Annotated in this window: 14 protein-coding genes and 1 riboswitch; of the genes, 11 read left to right on the top strand and 3 right to left on the bottom strand. The window is 67.0% G+C overall.

The window, feature by feature from the left end; genetic code table 11:
- Positions 1–53: 53 nt before the first annotated feature.
- The 3 genes from Q2T94_RS03240 to Q2T94_RS03230 are packed head-to-tail and all read right to left on the bottom strand — an operon-like array spanning position 54 to position 3,520.
- Positions 54–998 (bottom strand): hypothetical protein, encoded by a 945-nt coding sequence (locus Q2T94_RS03240; RefSeq protein WP_302262857.1) that lies wholly within the window; start codon positions 996–998, stop codon positions 54–56.
- 46 nt (positions 999–1,044) lie between these two features.
- Entirely contained in the window at positions 1,045–2,577 is a 1,533-nt protein-coding gene (locus Q2T94_RS03235) for a deoxyguanosinetriphosphate triphosphohydrolase family protein (RefSeq protein ID WP_302262856.1), read from the bottom strand.
- 37 nt (positions 2,578–2,614) lie between these two features.
- Positions 2,615–3,520, bottom strand: coding sequence for an IS982 family transposase (locus Q2T94_RS03230; protein ID WP_302262855.1), 906 nt, complete (start codon positions 3,518–3,520; stop codon positions 2,615–2,617).
- 437 nt (positions 3,521–3,957) lie between these two features.
- Between Q2T94_RS03230 and Q2T94_RS03225 the strand changes: the two genes are divergently transcribed.
- From Q2T94_RS03225 to Q2T94_RS03175, 11 genes are all read left to right on the top strand, one after another.
- Entirely contained in the window at positions 3,958–4,737 is a 780-nt protein-coding gene (locus Q2T94_RS03225; protein ID WP_302262854.1) for an ATP-binding cassette domain-containing protein, read from the top strand.
- Positions 4,734–5,525 carry an ABC transporter ATP-binding protein gene (locus Q2T94_RS03220; protein ID WP_302262853.1) on the top strand — a complete coding sequence of 264 codons (792 nt, stop codon included), beginning with the start codon at positions 4,734–4,736 and terminating at the stop codon, positions 5,523–5,525. Before Q2T94_RS03225 ends, Q2T94_RS03220 begins: the two co-directional genes overlap by 4 nt.
- The gene (locus tag Q2T94_RS03215; protein ID WP_302262852.1) at positions 5,522–6,787 is read left to right on the top strand and encodes an MFS transporter; all 1,266 of its coding nucleotides are present in this window, start codon (positions 5,522–5,524) and stop codon (positions 6,785–6,787) included. The genes Q2T94_RS03220 and Q2T94_RS03215 overlap by 4 nt, the downstream gene beginning before the upstream one ends.
- A 58-nt stretch (positions 6,788–6,845) precedes the next feature.
- Positions 6,846–8,369: an ABC transporter substrate-binding protein gene (locus Q2T94_RS03210; RefSeq protein WP_302262851.1), complete on the top strand. Its 1,524-nt coding sequence runs from the start codon at positions 6,846–6,848 to the stop codon at positions 8,367–8,369.
- On the top strand, positions 8,369–10,150 hold the full coding sequence (locus Q2T94_RS03205; RefSeq protein ID WP_302262850.1) for an ABC transporter permease subunit: 1,782 nt from the start codon (positions 8,369–8,371) through the stop codon (positions 10,148–10,150). The genes Q2T94_RS03210 and Q2T94_RS03205 overlap by 1 nt, the downstream gene beginning before the upstream one ends.
- 386 nt (positions 10,151–10,536) lie before the next feature.
- Positions 10,537–10,654: riboswitch (SAM riboswitch) on the top strand.
- A 103-nt stretch (positions 10,655–10,757) separates the two neighbouring features.
- Positions 10,758–11,684 (top strand): methylenetetrahydrofolate reductase, encoded by a 927-nt coding sequence (locus tag Q2T94_RS03200; protein WP_302262849.1) that lies wholly within the window; start codon positions 10,758–10,760, stop codon positions 11,682–11,684.
- Positions 11,685–11,738: 54 nt separating this feature from the next.
- Positions 11,739–14,096: a 5-methyltetrahydropteroyltriglutamate--homocysteine S-methyltransferase gene (metE, locus tag Q2T94_RS03195; protein WP_302262848.1), complete on the top strand. Its 2,358-nt coding sequence runs from the start codon at positions 11,739–11,741 to the stop codon at positions 14,094–14,096.
- A 96-nt stretch (positions 14,097–14,192) separates the two neighbouring features.
- Positions 14,193–15,524 (top strand): O-acetylhomoserine aminocarboxypropyltransferase/cysteine synthase family protein, encoded by a 1,332-nt coding sequence (locus Q2T94_RS03190; RefSeq protein ID WP_302262847.1) that lies wholly within the window; start codon positions 14,193–14,195, stop codon positions 15,522–15,524.
- Between the two features lie 18 nt (positions 15,525–15,542).
- On the top strand, positions 15,543–16,748 hold the full coding sequence (locus Q2T94_RS03185; protein ID WP_302262846.1) for a cystathionine gamma-synthase: 1,206 nt from the start codon (positions 15,543–15,545) through the stop codon (positions 16,746–16,748).
- 327 nt (positions 16,749–17,075) lie between these two features.
- Positions 17,076–18,080: a bile acid:sodium symporter family protein gene (locus Q2T94_RS03180; protein ID WP_302262845.1), complete on the top strand. Its 1,005-nt coding sequence runs from the start codon at positions 17,076–17,078 to the stop codon at positions 18,078–18,080.
- Positions 18,081–18,208: 128 nt separating this feature from the next.
- Complete coding sequence (locus tag Q2T94_RS03175) at positions 18,209–18,676, top strand: 2'-5' RNA ligase family protein (protein WP_302262844.1); 468 nt, start codon at positions 18,209–18,211, stop codon at positions 18,674–18,676.
- Positions 18,677–18,714 lie beyond the last annotated feature (38 nt).

Raw genomic sequence — 18,714 nt, 5'->3', positions numbered from 1 at the left:
GGGAAAAGAATGCCGCGTAACCACTGCAAAGTGGTTACGCGGCATTCGTGCATTCAGCGTAGGAATGCGGAGAGACGGCGCCTGACGATGCGCAGGTCCCGGTCATGGTCGCGGGCGATCTTGTTTTTCTGCAGTGGGAAATCACTCTGCTCGATCACTATCAATATCGACCCGTTTTGGGGGATAAGTTCAGCTTTGCGACGGTCATAGAGTTTGCGCTGTTCGCCGCGGGTCATTCCCGTTGCCGTGATCTTGTCATCGAAGAACGGAACAGGTTCGCTGTGTTGGCGCTCGTGGAATTCCACGACGATCCCGTGCGTACGCCAAAAGCCGTCGACCGGGAGCTTCGAGCGCTTGCCGGTGGCCAGCGAAGGATCGCCACGCAACCATCCGAACGTCATCTGGCTGACATGTCCTTCGCCCAAGATCTCGTCGCATAGCCCAAGGACATAGTGCTCGTCTTTTTTCGGTGTGGGAATTGCCTGGTTGTCGGGCGGTGACTCCACATACCGGTCAACGGGCCATGCCAGCTTCCAACCCTTGTCCTCTCCATAGGAGTCCCAGTAGGCAATCGGCAGGCCGGATGTGCTCTTCACCAACGGAAGGAGACGTGCAAACCATTCCGTGTACGCCCGATCATTGGCATTCCGCGGATCGCTTCGCTGCAGTTTGGGCAATGCGGCGAGGATTTCCTCGGCGACCGTGACATGGCCGACGTCTTCGGGGAACTGACGTGCATTGAATTCGTATCCTTCGCCATTTGAATAGCGCAGGCACTGTTCATCCCCGATTGGCTCAGTGGCATCCCCGCTTACATCCAGTGAATCCTGGGAAAACAGCGCGATGCGCCAGAACATGCCCGAGGCGCTGAGCCCGGGATTGAATCTCAGCCCGCCATAGCCCATGCGGTGCAGCAGCCTCACGGCTTCCAAGATCCGCAACGGCATCACGCAGTCCATGGAACTTCTTTCATCAGTGTCGAAGGCGGGAGAAAACATCCACCATTTTTCTCCCGCCTTCCGCGATTGAACGGCTGTCACGCATCTACAACCCGCGTCCGACTTCCCAGATGCTCTCCGAGGTGCCGGTGAGCAGGGCATTGACGGAGGCGGCCTGCGCGTCGGTGAACGAGGCAATGTAGTCGACGATGGCCCGGGCCCGTCCCAGCCGCTCGATCTCCCTGCGTGAGGAATCCGGAAGCGGTCCGGAGGTCTCGGAATAGAGCTGGCGGTATTCGCCGGTTGCCGCCTCGACGGAGTCCAGCAGCCTGCGCGGTGCGCGGGCTGCATCCTGTGGATCATCCAGCCACGCGGCCAGGCCCTCGGCCAGCGACCTGATGATGCGGGTCTGTCCGCGCTGGTATAGCGCCAGGTCGGAGCGTTCCAGAACAAAGCGCTCGTGCACGAACTTGAGCACCACCACGTCGTGCCAGGCCTCGTCAGCCAAGCGGACGTGCCCGCTGCGAATCACGGGGTCCTTCTCCACCGCGATCGAGGCCTGGAGCCTGTCGATCCAGCGCCGGGTGAAGGCGGTGACTGCGCGGTCGGCGTCAAGTCCGCCGTCATAGGGCAGGGACAGCAGCCCTTCGACCAGGTCATGGCCAACGCGCTGCACCGAGGCGCGGAAGGCGTCGGCATTGGCTATCCACGGGTCTTTGGCGGCAACCCGCCGCCAAGTGCGCTCGAGCCCGTGGCCGGGCAGGCGCTGGTCCAGTTCGCACACATCGAGCCTGGCCAACTCGGCGCCGGAATCAAGCCAGTGCCGCAGCTCGGCGGACACCGGGGAATACTGCAGCACCCCTGCACGATAAAAGTCATCCAGGTCGTGCACCGCGTAGGCGATGTCATCGGCGATGTCCATGACCGAGCATTCCAGGGTCTGTTGGTGCTCGGCGATCTGCGGGAAAACGGAAAGAACGTCACGCATCTCGGCGGCCTCGATGTCGTAGGCCGAGTATTTCAAGGCGGCGTTTCCATCGCCGAGGCCCACGCCGCGCGGCAGAAGTTCCGGGGACCGAGCCGGCAGGGAACGCCATTCGTTGCGGGTCCAGGGGTACTTCAGCACCGCCGCACGCACAGCACGGGTCAGGTTCAGCCCGCGCGGGCTCGCGTCGCAGCTGTCCAGCGCGGTGAGGATGCGGAAACTTTGGGCGTTGCCCTCAAACCCGTCGGGCAACCCGAGGATCTGACGGGCCGCCCGGTCCAGTTCCTGTTCGCCCAGATGCCCAAAGGGCGGGTGGCCCAGGTCGTGGGCGGCAGCGGCCGCCTGCACCACGACGGGATCGCAGCCGCCGAGATCGGCCACCAGCGTGCGCGTGGGCTCGTCGGCATTGCGCAACCCGATGGCAATGGAGCGTGCCACCGCGGAGACCTTCAGCGAGTGGGTGAGCCGGTTGTGCACCACGGTGCCGGCGCCGGCCTGCGGGATCACCTGGGTGACCGCCGAGAGCCGCGAGAAATAAGGGGAGAAGCGGATGCGCTCGATGTCGACGCGGAATTCGTCTTCCCCGGGCCGCGAATCTTCGCCAATCGCCCGTTCCCGGCCGCCGGTCTGGTGGGTGGTATTCCTGTAGTCCATGGTGCGCACCAGCCTAGATGATTAAGTCCTAATCATTTCAGTGGTCGTAGGCGGTGAGGGAGCGTTTGCGGGGTGCGTTGGTTTTCCAGTTGTGCCAGATTCCTGCCGCGAGGGCCAGGAGCTTTGACGCGACGCGTGCGTAGAGACCTTCGAGGGTTCTGGCGCCGTGGTGTTCGAGCCCGAGCTGGCCCTTGAGGCTGTCGAAGACGGACTCGATCCACTGGCGGATGCCGCCGAACTTCCCGAACCTGGGCTTTTCGTCCTTGCGGTCCGGCCGCACCAGGTTGGCGCCGAGGTCCTCGGCGATGAACCGCTCAAAGTCCCTTCCGGCGAAACCCTTGTCGGCAAGGATGACCTGCCCGTCGCGGACCAGATGGTGGTCGTGGCGCAGCAGGGCCTCGGTGACCTCGCGTTCCCCGAGCTTGGGGTTGGCCAGTCCCCAGATCACCGGCATGCCCTCGGGGGTGCTGACTAGGTACAGGCGAAAGCCCCAGAAGTAGCGCGAATGCGAGGCGCAGTATCCGTAGCCGGCGTGCCCGGCCAGGTCCGAGCGCTTGACTGTTTCGCGGCTGGTGCCGCACGGGACGGGGGTCGAATCCAGCAGGCGGAGGATCTCGTGCCAGGATTCGGTGTCTTTGGCCAGGGCGGTGATCACCGCACTGATCAGGGTTCCGGCGGCGCGCACGCGCTTGTTGTAGCCGGATTGCTGCGGGATGCCGGGGAACAGTTCCCGCAGGTGGGTGCGGGCGTAGCGGACCCATCGCGATTCGGAGGAGTGCCCGTGCAGCAGGTGCTGGGCCACGACCAGGCACAGCAGCTCGGCATCGCTCAAGATGGCCTTGCGGCCGGGTTTGCTCGAGCGGTCGTATCCCAAATCCGGCAGGACACGATCGGTGAGTAGGACGTAGAGTGTGGTCAGGAGAGTGTTGAGTTTTGGGTTCACATACGAGACTTAGCACTCTCCGCCAGCGATTAACAGGGTCCGGGAACAAGTTCCCGGACCCTGTCTCGTTCCAAGCGTCAATTAGGACTGACTCATCTAGTGGAATCCGGGGCGCAGGAACCCTGCGACGCGGCACCGGAATCCGCGGAACGTGGCCGCACGGCGCCATCCGCCACTGCCCCCCATCTTCTTGAACGGGTCAGGGCCGTGCTGACACCGTCTTGTCTCCGTTCGCGAAGCAATTTCGTGTTCGTGGGCGCAACGAACCTGCGACGCCAGGCTCACGGACGAAAATCCCCCCGCTAGGGAGTTCCGTGAGCGGTCGTTTCGGAAGCCGTGTCCTGCATGGGGTAATATTCGATCGAGCTCTTAACGAGAATGATTGTTAGTTGCAATAGCGTTTGCCATCCGAACCGCCACACGAAAGCCCGCACTTTATGACTGCCCTGCTCGTCCAAGGCCTCACCATCTCCCTGCACGGGAAACCCCTGGTCGCGGGGCTGGACTTCAGCATCGAACCCGGGGAGAAACTGGCATTGCTGGGGTCCTCCGGATCCGGCAAGTCCCTCACGGCGGCGGCCTTGCTGGGGCAGCTCCCGGCCGGGATGGAGGCCACGGGGATGCTGCGCGTCAACGGCAAGGAAATTCCGCTCCGGGGCCGAAGGCTCGCAGGGCGGGAATTCGCCGCGATCCACCAGAACCCGGCCGCAGCACTCAACCCGCTGGTGCGCTTGGGCCGCCAGCTGGCCATGCCACTGCGCAACGCGGGGCTCTCGGGACGCGAGGCGCGTGAAATTTCCCGTGAGCTGCTGGCCTCGGTGGGACTGGCCGACGCGGACCGCATGCTGCGCAGCTTCAGCGGGGAATTGTCGGGCGGACAGCTGCAACGAGTATGCATCGCCTTGGCGCTTGCCTGCCGGGCCGACATCCTGGTGGCCGATGAGCCGACCACGGCTCTTGACGTCGTCAACCAGGCCAGGGTGCTCGAGATCCTGGCGGGGGTCCCTTCCACCGCGGGTGGCCTGCTGCTGATCACCCACGACCTGGCCGCTGCCGAGCAAATATGCGGCCGCGCGGTCGTGCTGCAGGACGGCCGGAAAATCGAGGAGGCCCACATGCCGGAGTTGATCGCCCGGCCACGGCATCCCTACACCGCTGCCATGGTCGATTCGGCCCGCTCATCCTTCGCTCCTCCGCTCGAGGTGGCGGCCGCATGACGGCCCGATTGCGCGCCCTGGATCTGGTCCACGGCTATCCTGGCCGGTGGCCGAGGAGCCGTCAGGGCCACCGGGCGCTGCGCGGGATCAACCTCGGCATCGAAGCAGGCCAAGCCGTAGGCTTGGTGGGCAGCTCGGGCTCCGGAAAGTCAACGCTTGTGCGGTGCCTGCTCGCCCTGGAAAAGGTGGACTCCGGATCCGTCCAGTTCAATGACAACCCGCTGGTTCCCGGTCCGGTTTCCTCTCTGCGGTGGTACCGGCGGTTCGTGCAGTACGTCCCGCAGAACCCCGCCGGCAGCCTGGACCCGCGCATGAGCGTCCAACAACTGATGCTCGAGCCGCTGAGGCAACTTCGCATCCAGGGGGAACACCGGCAAATGATCCATCGCGCCCTGGAACGCGTCGAACTCGATCCCGGACTGCTGGGACGCAAGCCGGCCGAACTCTCCGGCGGGCAGAACCAGCGGGTCGCCATCGCCCGGGCCCTGGTTCCCGGGCCGTCGATCCTGTTGGCCGACGAACCCGTCAGCGGGCTGGATTTGCCGCTTCGCGATGCGGTGCTGGGGCTGCTGGAGAAATTGGTCCGGCAGGACGGAATGGGACTGCTGTTCGTGTCCCACGACCTCTCCGCCGTGTCCCGGCTATGTTCCCGCACCGTGGTGCTGGAATCCGGGCGCATCGTGGAGGAGGGCGACACCCTCGATATGTTCCACACTGCCCGGCACCCGGCAACCCGGGAGCTGCTGGCAGCCATCCCGCAATTGGGCACCCGAACGGGCGCCGCATGAGCGGCACCCGCGTCCTTGCCGGCGAGCCCGACCGGGTACAGGGCACAGGCCCCGCTCCCGGGCTGCTTCTGGCCAGCCAGCTGATTTTCAATGTGGGATTCTTTTCCGTTGTCCCCTTCCTGGCCGTGAGCATGCGCGGGGACTTCGGCATGGGTGCCCTGGCAATCGGGGTGGTGCTGGGGGCCAGGACCTTCGCCCAGCAGGGGATGTTCCTGATCGGAGGGGTGCTGGCCGATAGGTGGGGAGCGCGGCGGCTGATGGTTTCCGGCACCCTGGTGCGGGTTGCCGGCTATCTGGTGCTGGCCTGGGCCGCGGACTTTCCCTCGTTCCTGGCCGGTGCCATCATCACTGGAGTCGGTGGAGCCCTGTTCTCGCCGGCGCTCGAAAGCCTGGTGGGCACGGCCCGGTCCATGGAGACGGGGAACGCCGGCACCCGCGCCAAGCCGACGCTTTTTGCGCTGCTGGTCATTTTCGGTGAAATCGGCGCAGTGGCAGGCCCGGTGCTCGGTGCCTTGCTGCTCGGTGTCGGCATCGATGCCGCGCTGCTGGCCGGCGCGGCGATCTTTGCCGTCATGGCATTGGTCTTCCTGCGGTGGATTCCGGGAACCGACGCCGGGGGCCAAACAGCGATTTCACGGGTCGGGAATCGGGAGGGGGCAGGCACCTGGGCGTGCCTGCGTGAACGCCGGTTTGTGCTGTTTGCCTCGTTCTACGCGGTGAACCTGCTCGCCTACAACCAGCTCTACCTCGGGTTGCCGGTGGAACTTGAACGCAGCGGCGCCGGAGTCGGGGCACTAGCCGGGGTCTTTGTCTACGTTTCGCTTCTGACCGTGGCCCTGCAATGGCCCATTGCCGGGTTCATGCGCCGCGTCGGGGACAAAACGGCCCTCTCGCTCGGATTTTCCGTGCAGGCCGTGGGATTTTTGCTCTTGGCGGTGCTGGCAACACGGGAGGCGCCGGAGGGCGCGTCCCTCGCCCCCGCCGCACTGATGGTCACTGCCCTGGCGCTGGGCCACATGTGCGTGACGCCTACGGCCCTGGGCCTGGTCGCCGGCTTTGCCAACGGACATCCCGCCGGGGCGTACTACGGCCTGCTCGCCACGTGCGGGGGGCTGGCCGTGCTGGCTGGAAATGCCCTATTGGGTCCGCTCTATGAACATGCCTACCTGCCGTCGCTGGCAGCGGCCGCCCCTTGGGCGGCACTGGCCTTGCTGGCCGCAACCTCCGCAGTGGCCATCCGCCGCTTTGTGCCCGGGCATTGACCGCCCTCTTTCCCGAAATCCAGTCACCACCCAACCACGAAAGACAGGTAAGACCGAGATGGTTCTTCCACGCCCAAAAGCAGCCGCGACAGCAGTGCTGGCCTCTACCCTGGCACTGGCCCTGAGCGGATGCTTCGCCGCGGGCGACGCGGGCGCCGCCGCAGACGACACCCGCATCAAAGTGGCCATGATGCAACCGCCGCGTTCGGGACTGACCCCGCTGAGCGATGACGCCTTCAAGCTCTCCCGCTGGCAGGCGGCAGAGACCCTGGTGGTCCTCGACGAGGTGGGAGAGGCCCAGCCCGCACTGGCCACCGCATGGGAGCAAACGGGTGAGAGGACCTGGACCTTCGAACTGCGCCAGGGCGTGGAATTCCACGACGGAACCGCACTAACCGCCAAACAGGTCGCCGCTTCGCTGGAAACCGCGGCGAATGCCAGCCCCAAGCCCCGCATCCTCGACGGCGTCGAGCTGGGCATCAAGGCCGAGGGCGCCAACACCGTCGTGGTCACCACCGAGGTTGCCGACCCGCTGCTGCCGCAACGGCTTTCCAGCCCGCAGCTGTCCATCCTGGCGGCCTCTGCCTACAAGTCCGGCGGAGTCGTCGTCCCGACCGGGGCCGGCACCGGTCCGTATGTGCTTTCCTCCTTCGACGGAACCAGCTCCGCAACCCTGGACCGCTTTGATGGCTATTGGGGCGAACCTGCCGCCGCCGCCGGGGTGGACGTCCAATTCGTCCCGGACGGCACCGCCCGCGCAGCGGCCCTGCGCACCGGAAACGCCGACATCGTGGAAACCATCCCCGTGGGACAGGTCGCCCAGATCGATCCCGCGCTGGTCCACGAAGTTCCCATGCCCAGGACCAACACCCTCTACCTGAACAACGACACCGGCCCCTTTGCCGATCCGGCCGTGCGGGCCGCGGCGCGGGAAGCCATCGAGCGGGCCACCGTGGTCGAACGGGTCTACGAGGGCCGTGCCGACATCGCCGAGGGGTTGCTGGGCCCCGCACTGCCCTGGGCGGCAGCCGAACGCGCGAACGAAAACTACACCGAGGTGCTGGGGAACCGTGCAGCGCCCTCCGTTGTGAAGGGAACCAAGATCACGCTGGGCACCTTCACCGACCGGGCGGAACTACCCGAGGTTGCCGTCGCGCTGGAACAGCAGCTCGAGGCCGCCGGTTTTGTCGTGGAGCAGGATGTGCGCGAATACCAGCACATCGAGGCCGACGCCCTGGACGGGAAGTTCGACGCCTTCATCCTCTCCCGCGCCACGGTGCTGGATTCCGGGGACCCAGTGGCCTACATGTACAGCGATTTCTCCTGCGAGGGATCGTTCAACATCTCGCAGTTCTGCGATGCCGAGGTCGACGCGGCCCTGGCCAAGGCCGCGGCCGTGGCACCCGGTGGGGAACGCCGGGCCGCCATTGCCGCCGCCGAGGCGCTGATCCTTTCCAAGGACGCGGCAGTGCCGCTTTTGCACGAACGCGTCATCCAGGGCGAATCGGCCAGGGTCCGCGATGTTGAGCGCGACCCCCGCGAACGTGCGCTGATCACCAACCGCACGGGAATCGCCGACTGATGGCACGCACGGCCCCGGCAATCAACGCACTTTCCCGCCTGCTGGCCCTTGCCGCGGTGACGGTCGTGATCGGCCTGCTGCCGTGGCTATCGGGCAGCAAGCCCGAATACACGATCCTGCGTGCCCGCTATGCGGATCGGGAAGCGACACCGGAAACCCTGGCGATGATCCGCGACGAGCTCGGCCTGGACCGCGGCCCGGTGGCGATCTTCCTGGCCTGGGCCGGCGGGGTGGCCCACGGCGACCTGGGAACCTCGTGGATCACCAACACCCCGGTGGGTCCCGGGACTGTCTCCGCCCTGGGCGTCTCGTTGACCCTGATGGGATGTGCGGTGGCGGCAGTTCTGGCCGTGCTGCTGTGCGTCCCTGCGGTGGCGCGCGGTCTGGCCGGAAAGCCGGGCAGCGGATCCGGGGCCGTTGCGGCGGGAATCACGGCGCTGCCGGAATTCCTGTTGGCCGCCATGCTGCTGATTGTCGGAGCCGTCTTGCTGGGGTGGTTCCCGCCCTACGGCTGGCAGGGGCTGCACCACGCGGTGCTGCCGGCGCTTTCCCTCGGGTTGCCCGCCGGCGGGCTGATCGGGCGCCTGGCCTCCGAAGCCATCAGCGCCGCCTTCGCGGAGAAGTGGGTGGCGACCTGGCGGCTCTCCGGGGCGCGCCGCGGCCAGCTCACCGCGGCCGTGCTGCGCCGGGCCATGCCATCGGTGACCAGCCAAGTCGGCCTGGTCCTGATCGGGTTGACCGGCGGGGCAGTGGCTGTGGAAAAGGTCTTCGCGATCCCCGGTTTGGGCCGGGCCATCCTGGGCGCCGCCAGCGCCCAGGACATTCCGGCCCTGCAAGCCGGGGTGCTGGCGCTGTTGGTGCTGGCCGTCATCGTGGGTTCGGCCTGCGCTGCGGTGCGCCTGCTGTTGCTGGGCAGGGCACTTCGCTCCGGTACGGTTCCGGCGCCGGAGACCATGCGTTTACCCCTCCGGCGGGAGATGCTCCTGCCGCTGGCCGTGGCCTTGGCGCTGGTGCTTTTGGTCGTAGCCGGACTGTTGCGCGACCCGTTCGCGTCCGAGCACGCGAGGCTGGCTGCCCCGAGCCTGGCCCTGCCCTTCGGAGCCGATGCCAGCGGACGCGACCTATTGGCCAGGGTGGGGCATGGTGCGCTGTCGACCTTGGGGACTTCCCTGCTGGTGGTGCTGGTTTGCCTGGTCCTGGGGCTGGTCATCGGGCTGTTTCCGCATGCGGCAACCGGTCCGGTGGAGGTCGCCAACGCCGCCCCGCCGATCCTGGTGGGCCTGATGGTCGCGGTGGTCACCGGTCCGTCGCTGCTCGGCGCCGCGATCGCGGTCGCATTGGTGGGCTGGGCACCGCTGGCGGCGCACGCGGCGGCCCTGGGACAGGAAGCGCGGGCCCGGCCGTTCGTGAAGATCCTTCCGGTGCTGGGCGTTGGCCCGGCCCGGATCCTGTTCAGGTATGTCCTGCCGGCGATCCTTGGTCCGGTGTTCAGGCACGCCATGCTGCGGATTCCCGGGATCGCGCTGGCCCTGGCCTCACTGGGATTCCTGGGGCTGGGGCCCCGGCAGCCAACCCCCGAGTGGGGGCTCATCCTGGCCGAGGGAATCAACTACGTTGAAAGGGCGCCGTGGACGGTCGCCGCTCCCGCCGCCGCCCTGGTGCTTACCTCTGTCCTGGCGGTGTCGCTCTCCGGCCTGAACTGGAACCGCCGCCAGGGCAACCCGGGGAACAATGCCCCGATCCGCGAGGGGCACAAAAGTACTGCCTCGTCCGGCGAGTAACCCCCTGCGCAGGGGGAGCGGCTTCACGAAAAAGGGAACAGGGTCATCGCGGTGGGGTCGCAACTCCGCCCCGGCAGTCCGTCAAGACCGTGGCACCACGGGTGAAAACCATTCCCCCACCCTCGGATCCCGGCACCGGAAACCGGTCGCGAGCACGCCACTCCTTCGCGTCACATTGGCTTCACGGAAGTCCCGCGACGTCATGCCGGTGCCGGAAATCCCCGAGGATGAAACGAAAAACGCGAACGGACGGCCGTAACAATGTGACCGCGGCGGACCAGCGAAAATGACGCCGTGTGGACACATGAAGTGATTTTGCCCTTCGTGACGGCTGTGCCGGCACGCTCCTTGCACGTGCCCTCGAACCTGTTCCAAGATGAATACATCAACCATCAAGAGCGGCTGAGAGATCTGGCTCGTTGACGCCGCAGCAACCATCGTCCGATGGATTCCCCTCGCGGGGACTCCGATCGGCGAGGGTGCTACTGCCAGAAGCGATGGAGCCGCTTCAGCGTTCACTCATCATCGCCGCAGGAGATCCGTTACGGTTCCCTGGGGCTTTTGTGGCGATCCCTGATGCCTCCCTCGAATCGACGAGGAGACATGCATGAGTATTGGAACGACAGCCGCACCGCCGTCACTGTCCTATGAGTTGTACCCTCCGGCGAACCGCGACGCCGCCGAGGCAATCTTCAACAGCATCCGGGCCCTGGAGACGACGGATCCCGACTACGTGTCGGTGACCTATTCGGGGTCCCCGGCACGGCGGAACGCGTCGCTTGAGCTGATCGAGCACTTGATCCAGAACACCCGCCTGCGCCCGCTGGCCCACCTGACCTGTGTGGGGGAGAGCCGCGAATCCCTGCAGAACCTGATCCGCCACTTCGTTTCCCTCGGGGTCCGCGGGGTGCTGGCGCTGCGCGGGGACCTGCCGACGGACCCCGAGGACTGGCGCGGCGAATTCCCCTTCGCCCGCTACCTGATCGAGCTGATCCGCGAGGTCGAGGCCGACCACTCGGCCGCCTTGGCCGGGGGAAGACTGGGGGTGGGTGTCGCCGCCTACCCGATCCGGCACCCCGAATCCCCGTCCTTCGAACACGACGTGGAGGTATTGCTGGCCAAGGAGCGCTCCGGGGCCAACTACGCCATCACCCAGGTCTACTTCCGTGCCAATGAGTACACCAACCTCGTGGAATCGGCCCGCCGCGCCGGGGTCACCATCCCGATCATCCCCGGCGTCATCCCGCTGAACTCGGTCAGGCGCCTGAACCGGCTGGCCTCGATGGCCGGGATTGCCCCGGACCCGATCCTGGCACACGCGCTGGAAACCGCCGGCTCGGATTCCGAGCGCCACCGCATCGGCGTGGACGCCGCCGTCACCCTGGCCCGCCGGGCCTTCGACGACGGGGCACCGGGCGTGCACCTCTACACCTTCAACGACCATCGCGGCTCCCTCGATGTCATCGAGCAGCTCGAATTGCCGCGGACCCGCGCGCAGGCCAGCAACACCTGGGCCACCCGCGCCGCCGTCTAGACCCACCCACCTTTCCACCACTTTCCACCACGCCAGAACAACAGGAGAACCATCATGACGAAGCCATCCTTCCCGGCAGCATCCATCATCGGCTACCCGCGCATCGGACCCAACCGCGAGCTCAAGAAGGCCCTCGAAGCGCACTGGGCCTCACGCACCGACGAGGCGACGCTGCACGCCGCGGCCCGCCAACTGCAGAACGCCAACCTGGCCAAGCTCACCGGTCTCGGGCTCAAGCCCGATGACGCCTCGCTGCCCGGCGACTTCGCCTACTACGACCAGGTGCTCGACGCCACCGTCGCCCTCTCGGCCCTGCCCACCCGCTTCGCGGACCTGGCAGGCGAGCACGGCGCCATCGACACCGCAGGCTCCTTCGTGCTGGCCCGCGGCGACGAATCCCGTGCGCCTTTGGAAATGACCAAGTGGTTCGACACCAACTACCACTACCTGGTCCCGGAAATCGGCGAAGCCACCCCGATCAAGGCCAACGCCGCCGTCCTTCTCGAGTCCTTCGCGGCACATGCGGCCAATGGCAACACCATCCGCCCCACCCTGGTCGGCCCGATCAGCTACCTGCTGCTGGCCAAGGCAGAGGACGGCGCTCCCGCCGGCTTCGACCCGCTCTCGCGCATTGACGAAGTGGTCAACGCCTACGGCGAGATCCTTGCCGCCCTGGCCGCCGCCGGCGCACCGTGGGCGCAGCTGGACGAGCCGGCCCTGGTCACCGACCGCGGCGCCGCCCTGGCCGTCCCCGGCGCGCTCGCCGAGACCGTCTACTCCAAGCTGGCCACCGCCACCGAGCGTCCCGCACTGTTCGTGACCCTGGGCTACGGCACCGCCGGGGACATCACCCGCCCGGGCGCCACGCAGGGCTTGTTGGCCCGCGCCGGTGTCGATGCAGTACACGCCGACCTGGTCCGCGGCGCCCTGCCCACCGCCCAATTCCTGGGCGATCTGGCCGGCTCCACCCTGGTCGCGGGCATCGTGGACTCGCGCAACATCTGGCGCAACGACCTGGCGGCCTCGCTGGGCACGCTCGCCGCGCTGCGCGCCGAGGTCGAAACGGCCGGCGGCACCCTGGCCGTGGGCACCGCCACCTCGCTGCAACATGTCCCGCACGATGTGACCCAGGAAGCGAACCTGCCGGCCCACCTGCCCACTTGGCTTGCCTTCGCCAACCAGAAGGTCGCCGAGGTCATCACCCTGGCCAAGGGCCTGGCCGAGGGCGAATCCGCGATCGCCGCCCAGCTCTCCGCCGCCGAATCGGCCATCGCGCACCGCGCCGGATTCGCCGGGACCACCGTGGCCTCGGTGCGCGAGCGCCTGGCCAACCTCACCACAGCCGACTTCTCCCGTTCCGACGCCGAGACCCGCAAGGCCGCCCAGGAAAGAGCCTTGGAGCTGCCGCCCCTGCCGACCACCACCATCGGCTCGTTCCCGCAGACTTCCGAGGTCCGCACCGCCCGCGCCGCGCACAAGGCCGGCACCATCGACGACGCCGCCTACGACGGCTTCCTCAAGGCCGAGATCGAGCGCGTCGTGCAGCTGCAGGAACGCCTGGGCCTGGACGTGCTGGTGCACGGCGAGGCCGAGCGCAACGACATGGTCCAGTACTTCGCCGAGAACTTCGATGGCTTCACCGAGACCGAGAACGGCTGGGTGCAGTCCTACGGATCGCGCGCCACCCGCCCCTCGATCCTCTGGGGGGATGTCTCCCGTCCGGCGGCCTTTACCGTCCCGTGGATTTCCTACGCCGCCTCGCTGACCAACAAGCCGCTCAAGGGCATGCTCACCGGTCCGGTGACCATCCTGGCCTGGAGCTTCATCCGCGACGACCAGCCGCTGGCCACCTCCGCCAACCAGGTGGCTCTGGCGCTGCGCGATGAGATCGCGGACCTGCAGGCCGCCGGCATCGGCATCATCCAGGTCGACGAGCCGGCGCTGCGCGAACTGTTGCCGCTGCGCGCCACCGACCAGGCCAAGTACCTGGGCTGGAGCGTTGACTCCTTCCGCCTGGCGACCTCCGGGGCCACCGACGCCACCCAGATCCACACGCACCTGTGCTACTCGGAGTTCGGCGAGATCATCGAGGCCATCGACGCCCTGGATGCGGACGTCACCTCGATCGAGGCAGCCCGCTCCCGCATGGAGGTCACAGCGGATTTGACCGAGTTCGGCTACTCCCGCGGCATCGGCCCGGGCGTGTACGACATCCACTCCCCGCGCGTGCCCTCCACCGCCGAGGTCGCCGAGCTCATCGACATCGCGCTGGCCTCCCTGGATGCCAAGGCGCTGTGGATCAATCCCGACTGCGGCCTGAAGACCCGCGGCTATGCGGAAACCGAGGCCTCGCTGGCCAACCTGGTGGAAGCCGCGGTCGCCGCCCGCGCCACCCTGGGTGCCACCGTCTAGCACCGCCGCGCGGGGGCGGCATCCATCACGGGTGCCGCCCCCGTGCCTCCCTCACCGACCACGCTTCGACTTACCTTCGGCCCGAAAGGCACGATCATGGCCTCCAGCACCTGGCGCAACGCCACCACCGAAATCCACTCCGGGTACGCCCCGTCCGCCCCGCACCGCCCCATGACCGTGCCGATCTACAACTCCGCCGCCTACCAGTTCCCCGACTACGCCACTGCCGCCAAGCTCTTCGCGCTCAGGGAACCGGGCTACACGTATTCGCGCACCGGCAACCCGACAGTCGCGGTGCTGGAGGAACGTGCAGCCGCCCTCGAGGGCGGGATCGGCGCCATTGCCACCGCCACCGGGCAGTCTGCCGTCGCGATCTCCCTGCTGGCGCTGCTGCAGGGCCCGGGCCACCTGGTGGCCTCCAACAAGCTCTACGGCGGCACCGTGGACCTGCTCACGGACACCTTCGCCGACTTCGGCGTGAGCGTGAGCTTTGTGGACCCTGCCGACCCCGCGGCCTGGGCCGCGGCCATCACGGAAAAGACCCGGGGCTTCCTGCTGGAGTCCGTCTCCAACCCGCTGATCACCCTGGTGGACCTGCGCGCCATCACCGAGGTGGCCCACGCCGCGGGCGTGCCGGTGGTCGTGGACAACACCCTGGCCACCCCGGCCGCCTACCGCCCCATCGATTTCGGGGCGGACGTGGTGGTGCACTCAGCCACCAAGGCGCTGGCGGGTCACGGATCGGTTCTTGGGGGATTGGTCATTGACGCGGGCACCTTCGATTTCTCGGATGCGACGCGCTGGCCGCAGATTGCCGCGCCGCGGGCGCGCTACTACGGGGACTCGCTCTTGGACCGCTACGGGTCCAAGGCCTACCTGATGCTGCTGCGCTCGAAGTTCCTGCACGATCTGGGACCCACACTCCCTGCTGCCTCCGCCGCCGCGATCCTCACCGGCATCGAGACGCTTTCCCTGCGCGTGGCCAAGGCCCAGGACAACGTGCTGGCCCTGACCCGGGCGCTGGCCGCGCACCCGGCAGTGGCCACGGTCCACCACCCATCGGAACACACCCATCCCGACCACGCGCTGGCTGCCCGCGATTTCCCCCGGGGCACCGGCTGCGTGTTCTCCTTCGACCTCAAGGATCCCGCTGCAGTGCCGCGGCTGGTCGATTCGCTTCGCCTTTTCGCCCTGGCCGCGAACATCGGTGACACCCGCTCCCTGGTGGTTCACCCGGCGGCCATGACCCATTGCCGGCTCAACGCCTCCCAATTGGCGACCGCCGGGATCAAAGCCGGCACGCTGCGCATCTCCGTCGGGCTCGAGGATGCCGCCGACCTGGTGGCGGACCTGCTCGGAGCCCTCGATCCCCTGGGTGCCGCATCCACCACGCCGGCCGCAACGCCGCGCGAAACCATCAACGCCTAGAGAAAGGGACGAGTCACCATGGGCACCACCACCAACCACGGCTTCAACACCCAGGCCATCCACGCCGGCCAGGAACCGGACCCGTTGACGGGCGCGGTCATCCCGCCGATCTACCAGACCAGCACCTTTGTCCAGGACGGGATCAACGTGCTGCGCAACGGGCACGAATACTCCCGCGGCTCCAACCCGACCCGCAGCGGATTTGAAACCCAGCTCACCGTCCTGGAAACGGGCCACGCAGGATTTGCGTTCGCCTCCGGCATCGCCGCCGAGGATGCGCTGCTGCGCGCGGTGCTCGAGCCCGGGGACCACATCGTCCTTGGTTCCGACGGCTACGGCGGCACCAACCGGCTGATCAACCGCCTGCACGGCAAGTGGGGGATCACCAACACCCCCGTGGACATCACCGACCTCGCGGCGGTCCAGGCCGCGGTGCAACCGGGGACGACCGCGCTGCTCTGGGTGGAGACCCCGTCCAATCCGTTGCTGGGCATCGCGGATGTCGCGGGTTGGGCCAGAATCGCGCACGCTGCAGGGGCACTGCTGGTCGTGGACAACACTTTCGCCACCCCGTTCCTGCAGCGCCCGCTCACCCTGGGGGCCGACGTCGTGGTGCATTCGACCACCAAGTACATCGGCGGGCACTCGGATGTGCTCGGCGGCGCAGTGGTCGTGGCCGACCGGGCATTCCGCGGCCAGGCGCTCGCCGAGGCCGTGGGCTTCCAGCAATTTGCCGGGGGAGCGGTGGCAGGGCCACAGGACTGCTTCCTGGCGGCCCGCGGGCTGAAGACCCTGGGGCTGCGCATGGAGCGCCACTGTTCCAACGCCGCCGCCATTGCCGACTGGCTCCAGGGTCGGGAGGAAATTTCGACGGTGCTCTATCCGGGCCTGGAAACCCATCCCGGCCACGAACTGGCCATGGCACAGTCCAACGGCTTTGGCGGGATCGTCTCGATGCAACTTGCCGGAGGGGAGCCGGCCGCTCGGGCGTTTGCCGAATCGACCAAGCTCTTTGCGCTCTCCGTGTCCCTGGGCGGGGTCGAGTCGCTGGTTTGCTACTCCGCGGAAATGACCCACGCCTCGGTGATCGGCACCCCGCTGGCGGTGCCGCGGAACCTGGTCCGGCTTTCGGTGGGCATCGAGCAGGTGGAGGACCTCATCGCGGACCTTCAGCTGGGGCTGGCCGCGGCGCGGGATGCCTCGCTGCAGCGCGCCGCCGCCTGAGAAAAAGCTTGCGGTGTTCCCGCACCTGGTCTGAGGGGGCCGCGAAGGAACACCGCATGACCGGGTACCGTGCTTGATCGCCGGAACCGGAACCAACGGGACGGCGGGTATGGGAGTTCCCGCAGTGCCGGAGAGGAAGGAGCGGGCCGGCATCTGGCAGCCGGTCCGCTCCTGCCGCTAGTGGTTGTGCCCCCTTGCATGACCGAGCCCAGTCACATGGACCCCGGAAGATGCGATAAGCGGTGGTTTATCCGCGATGAATGGTTGATGTTGGACGAACTGGTGATCCGATTGGACATTGCTTGATCAATTTGTGACCATTTTTTCATGTCAACTGATCGAAACGTACAACCCAAGCCCGGACTGGACGCCGAAGAGCGCAGTGCCAAGATTGCCGTGACGCTTTTTCCGCTGCTCGTCCTGGCCGGCGGGGCGATTGCCCTGCTGACCCCGGAAACCTTCAGTGGGTTCTCGAAGGCCATCAACCCCTTGCTGATGGTCATCATGTTCGGCATGGGCCTGACCCTGACGCTGCCCGACTTTGCGATGGTCGTGCGCAAGCCGCTGCCGGTGTTCCTGGGTGTTGTGGCCCAGTACGTGATCATGCCGCTGCTGGGCCTGGGAATTGCGATGCTTCTTCAGTTGCCTCCGGCACTGGCCGCCGGCGTGATCCTCGTCGGCTGCGCGCCGGGCGGCACCGCCTCCAACGTGGTGACGTACCTCGCCAAGGGTGATGTTGCGCTTTCGGTGACCATGACCTCGATCTCCACCCTGCTGGCCCCCATCTTCACACCGTTGCTGACGCTGTGGCTGGCCGGCCAGTACCTGCCGGTGGACGCCGGATCAATGGCCAAGTCGATCGTGCAGATCGTACTCATCCCGGTGGTCCTGGGCCTGGTGCTGCGTGTGATCCTGCCGCGCTTGGTCGCCAAGCTGCTCCCTGCCCTTCCCTGGGTCTCGGTTCTCGCCATCACCGGTGTGGTGCTCATCGTGGTTGCCGGCAGTGCAGCCGCCATCTTCAGTGCCGGCCTGTTGATCCTGCTGGCAGTCATCCTGCACAACGCCGGTGGCATTGCCTTGGGCTATGGAACCGCAAAGCTCTTCAAGCAACCCATTGCCAGCCGCCGCACGATGGCCATCGAGGTCGGCATGCAGAACTCGGGTCTGGCCTCGGGTCTGGCCAAGACCTACTTCACCCCCGAAGCCGCGTTGCCAGGCGCCGTGTTCTCGGTCTGGCACAACCTCTCCGGAGCCTTCATCGCGGCTTACTGGCGCCGCAGCAGCGCCAAGAACGCCGCCTTTGACGCAGAATCGCAGCTTGCAGCCAAGTAACCGGTATCCCGTAGTCACACAAGGATCCCTAGGCCGGACGGTAATCGTCGGGCCTAGGGATCCTTTCGGCATCGTCACCGGCAACTCGAGGCCCTGCGGAATCCGGGACCGTGTGCCTATCCTGAACCATGGGCGCATATGTCCTCGTTGCCTTTGTCGTACCCGTGCAGGCCGGTCTGGTCTTCCCCCGGTCCGGCTGGCCGCTGCACATCACCTTGGTGCGCTTCGACACCCGGGAAACCGCCGACGTCGTACGCTCCAGGTTCGACGGTGTGCTGCCGGCGCTGCTGGGCTTTGGCGTGCGCATCGGCCCGGATGCCCAGTTCGGCCGCAACGCGTCCGTGCCGGTCTCCCTGGTGGAACCGGAGCCGGCGCTGCATCGGCTCCATATTGACGCGCTGGAAGCGCTGGGACCGCAGGTCCACCTGCCCGGCGCCCAGCACAGCCGCTCGAATTACCGCCCGCACGTCACCCATGCCGCCACACGACTGTTTCCCGGGGACCAAGTCAGCATCCGGCAGGCAGCACTGGTGGATATGCGTCCGGATAACGATCCGCGGCTGCGCCAGGTCCTGGCCGTCTGGGAACCAGCGTAGGAGACGGTTCGCCGCAGCATGCCGCCTGCCCGAGTACC

This window comes from Paeniglutamicibacter sulfureus, from assembly GCF_030512175.1.
Lineage (GTDB): Bacteria > Actinomycetota > Actinomycetes > Actinomycetales > Micrococcaceae > Paeniglutamicibacter > Paeniglutamicibacter sulfureus.
This window is presented reverse-complemented; position numbering and strand designations above follow the sequence as displayed.

Excerpts from the sequence above, each read along its gene's own strand:
- Q2T94_RS03185 (WP_302262846.1), top strand. The coding sequence starts at position 15,543 with ATGGGCACCACCACCAACCACGGCTTCAACACCCAGGCCATCCACGCC.
- Q2T94_RS03175 (WP_302262844.1), top strand. The coding sequence starts at position 18,209 with ATGGGCGCATATGTCCTCGTTGCCTTTGTCGTACCCGTGCAGGCCGGT.
- Q2T94_RS03235 (WP_302262856.1), bottom strand. The coding sequence starts at position 2,577 with ATGGACTACAGGAATACCACCCACCAGACCGGCGGCCGGGAACGGGCG.
- Q2T94_RS03200 (WP_302262849.1), top strand. The coding sequence starts at position 10,758 with ATGAGTATTGGAACGACAGCCGCACCGCCGTCACTGTCCTATGAGTTG.
- Q2T94_RS03220 (WP_302262853.1), top strand. The coding sequence starts at position 4,734 with ATGACGGCCCGATTGCGCGCCCTGGATCTGGTCCACGGCTATCCTGGC.
- Q2T94_RS03180 (WP_302262845.1), top strand. The coding sequence starts at position 17,076 with ATGTCAACTGATCGAAACGTACAACCCAAGCCCGGACTGGACGCCGAA.
- Q2T94_RS03190 (WP_302262847.1), top strand. The coding sequence starts at position 14,193 with ATGGCCTCCAGCACCTGGCGCAACGCCACCACCGAAATCCACTCCGGG.
- Q2T94_RS03205 (WP_302262850.1), top strand. The coding sequence starts at position 8,369 with ATGGCACGCACGGCCCCGGCAATCAACGCACTTTCCCGCCTGCTGGCC.
- Q2T94_RS03215 (WP_302262852.1), top strand. The coding sequence starts at position 5,522 with ATGAGCGGCACCCGCGTCCTTGCCGGCGAGCCCGACCGGGTACAGGGC.
- Q2T94_RS03225 (WP_302262854.1), top strand. The coding sequence starts at position 3,958 with ATGACTGCCCTGCTCGTCCAAGGCCTCACCATCTCCCTGCACGGGAAA.
- Q2T94_RS03240 (WP_302262857.1), bottom strand. The coding sequence starts at position 998 with ATGTTTTCTCCCGCCTTCGACACTGATGAAAGAAGTTCCATGGACTGC.
- Q2T94_RS03210 (WP_302262851.1), top strand. The coding sequence starts at position 6,846 with ATGGTTCTTCCACGCCCAAAAGCAGCCGCGACAGCAGTGCTGGCCTCT.
- metE (WP_302262848.1), top strand. The coding sequence starts at position 11,739 with ATGACGAAGCCATCCTTCCCGGCAGCATCCATCATCGGCTACCCGCGC.